At 51.1% G+C, this 3,336-nt stretch carries 2 rRNA genes; both read left to right on the top strand.

The window, feature by feature from the left end:
• Window positions 1-168 precede the first annotated feature (168 nt).
• Window positions 169-3,062, top strand: a 23S ribosomal RNA gene (locus V8J63_RS27575).
• Window positions 3,063-3,218: 156 nt separating this feature from the next.
• Window positions 3,219-3,334, top strand: a 5S ribosomal RNA gene (gene rrf / locus V8J63_RS27570).
• Window positions 3,335-3,336: the final 2 nt, after the last annotated feature.

The raw sequence follows: 3,336 nt of genomic DNA, 5'->3' as shown, positions 1-3,336 counted from the left end.
TAGATCGTTCTTTAAAAATTTGGGTATGTGATAGAAAGATAGACTGAACGTTACTTTCACTGGTAACGGATCAGGCTAAGGTAAAATTTGTGAGTTCTCTTAGTTGAGAAATTCGAATTTTCGGCGAATGTCGTCTTCACAGTATAACCAGATTGCTTGGGGTTATATGGTCAAGTGAAGAAGCGCATACGGTGGATGCCTTGGCAGTCAGAGGCGATGAAAGACGTGGTAGCCTGCGAAAAGCTTCGGGGAGTCGGCAAACAGACTTTGATCCGGAGATGTCTGAATGGGGGAACCCAGCCATCATAAGATGGTTATCTTGTACTGAATACATAGGTGCAAGAGGCGAACCAGGGGAACTGAAACATCTAAGTACCCTGAGGAAAAGAAATCAACCGAGATTCCCTTAGTAGTGGCGAGCGAACGGGGACTAGCCCTTAAGTGGCTTTGAGATTAGCGGAACGCTCTGGAAAGTGCGGCCATAGTGGGTGATAGCCCTGTACGCGAAAATCTCTTAGTCATGAAATCGAGTAGGACGGAGCACGAGAAACTTTGTCTGAATATGGGGGGACCATCCTCCAAGGCTAAATACTACTGACTGACCGATAGTGAACTAGTACCGTGAGGGAAAGGCGAAAAGAACCCCGGAGAGGGGAGTGAAATAGATCCTGAAACCGTATGCGTACAAGCAGTGGGAGCAGACTTTGTTCTGTGACTGCGTACCTTTTGTATAATGGGTCAGCGACTTATTTTCAGTGGCGAGCTTAACCGAATAGGGGAGGCGTAGCGAAAGCGAGTCTTAATAGGGCGTCTAGTCGCTGGGAATAGACCCGAAACCGGGCGATCTATCCATGGGCAGGTTGAAGGTTAGGTAACACTGACTGGAGGACCGAACCGACTACCGTTGAAAAGTTAGCGGATGACCTGTGGATCGGAGTGAAAGGCTAATCAAGCTCGGAGATAGCTGGTTCTCCTCGAAAGCTATTTAGGTAGCGCCTCATGTATCACTGTAGGGGGTAGAGCACTGTTTCGGCTAGGGGGTCATCCCGACTTACCAAACCGATGCAAACTCCGAATACCTACAAGTGCCGAGCATGGGAGACACACGGCGGGTGCTAACGTCCGTCGTGAAAAGGGAAACAACCCAGACCGTCAGCTAAGGTCCCAAAGTTATGGTTAAGTGGGAAACGATGTGGGAAGGCTTAGACAGCTAGGAGGTTGGCTTAGAAGCAGCCACCCTTTAAAGAAAGCGTAATAGCTCACTAGTCGAGTCGGCCTGCGCGGAAGATGTAACGGGGCTCAAACCATACACCGAAGCTACGGGTATCATCTTCGGATGATGCGGTAGAGGAGCGTTCTGTAAGCCTGTGAAGGTGAGTTGAGAAGCTTGCTGGAGGTATCAGAAGTGCGAATGCTGACATGAGTAACGACAATGGGTGTGAAAAACACCCACGCCGAAAGACCAAGGTTTCCTGCGCAACGTTAATCGACGCAGGGTTAGTCGGTCCCTAAGGCGAGGCTGAAAAGCGTAGTCGATGGAAAACAGGTTAATATTCCTGTACTTCTGGTTATTGCGATGGAGGGACGGAGAAGGCTAGGCCAGCTTGGCGTTGGTTGTCCAAGTTTAAGGTGGTAGGCTGAGATCTTAGGTAAATCCGGGATCTTAAGGCCGAGAGCTGATGACGAGTTACCCTTTGGGTGACGAAGTGGTTGATGCCATGCTTCCAAGAAAAGCTTCTAAGCTTCAGGTAACCAGGAACCGTACCCCAAACCGACACAGGTGGTTGGGTAGAGAATACCAAGGCGCTTGAGAGAACTCGGGTGAAGGAACTAGGCAAAATGGCACCGTAACTTCGGGAGAAGGTGCGCCGGTGAGGGTGAAGGACTTGCTCCGTAAGCTCATGCCGGTCGAAGATACCAGGCCGCTGCGACTGTTTATTAAAAACACAGCACTCTGCAAACACGAAAGTGGACGTATAGGGTGTGACGCCTGCCCGGTGCCGGAAGGTTAATTGATGGGGTTAGCTAACGCGAAGCTCTTGATCGAAGCCCCGGTAAACGGCGGCCGTAACTATAACGGTCCTAAGGTAGCGAAATTCCTTGTCGGGTAAGTTCCGACCTGCACGAATGGCGTAACGATGGCGGCGCTGTCTCCACCCGAGACTCAGTGAAATTGAAATCGCTGTGAAGATGCAGTGTATCCGCGGCTAGACGGAAAGACCCCGTGAACCTTTACTATAGCTTTGCACTGGACTTTGAATTTGCTTGTGTAGGATAGGTGGGAGGCTTTGAAGCGTGGACGCCAGTTCGCGTGGAGCCATCCTTGAAATACCACCCTGGCAACTTTGAGGTTCTAACTCAGGTCCGTTATCCGGATCGAGGACAGTGTATGGTGGGTAGTTTGACTGGGGCGGTCTCCTCCTAAAGAGTAACGGAGGAGTACGAAGGTGCGCTCAGACCGGTCGGAAATCGGTCGTAGAGTATAAAGGCAAAAGCGCGCTTGACTGCGAGACAGACACGTCGAGCAGGTACGAAAGTAGGTCTTAGTGATCCGGTGGTTCTGTATGGAAGGGCCATCGCTCAACGGATAAAAGGTACTCCGGGGATAACAGGCTGATACCGCCCAAGAGTTCATATCGACGGCGGTGTTTGGCACCTCGATGTCGGCTCATCACATCCTGGGGCTGAAGCCGGTCCCAAGGGTATGGCTGTTCGCCATTTAAAGTGGTACGCGAGCTGGGTTTAGAACGTCGTGAGACAGTTCGGTCCCTATCTGCCGTGGACGTTTGAGATTTGAGAGGGGCTGCTCCTAGTACGAGAGGACCGGAGTGGACGAACCTCTGGTGTTCCGGTTGTCACGCCAGTGGCATTGCCGGGTAGCTATGTTCGGGAAAGATAACCGCTGAAAGCATCTAAGCGGGAAACTTGCCTCAAGATGAGATCTCACTGGAACCTTGAGTTCCCTGAAGGGCCGTCGAAGACTACGACGTTGATAGGTTGGGTGTGTAAGCGCTGTGAGGCGTTGAGCTAACCAATACTAATTGCCCGTGAGGCTTGACCATATAACACCCAAGCAATTTGCTGACCTGAAAAGGCACCAGATTGCGGTGTGTGAAGACGAAACGAACCGAAAGTTCGAAACGCACAAACACCGAAAGCTGTCACATACCCAATTTGCTGAAGCGAGGCCGTCTGGTCACGAGTCAGTACCCGAATTTCTTGACGACCATAGAGCGTTGGAACCACCTGATCCCATCCCGAACTCAGCAGTGAAACGATGCATCGCCGATGGTAGTGTGGGGTTTCCCCATGTGAGAGTAGGTCATCGTCAAGATT

The organism is Pseudomonas sp. CCNWLW23, assembly GCF_037095675.1.
Classification (GTDB): domain Bacteria; phylum Pseudomonadota; class Gammaproteobacteria; order Pseudomonadales; family Pseudomonadaceae; genus Aquipseudomonas; species Aquipseudomonas atacamensis.
The sequence above is the reverse complement of the archived record's forward strand: the minus strand, read 5'-3'. Positions and strand labels throughout refer to the sequence as shown.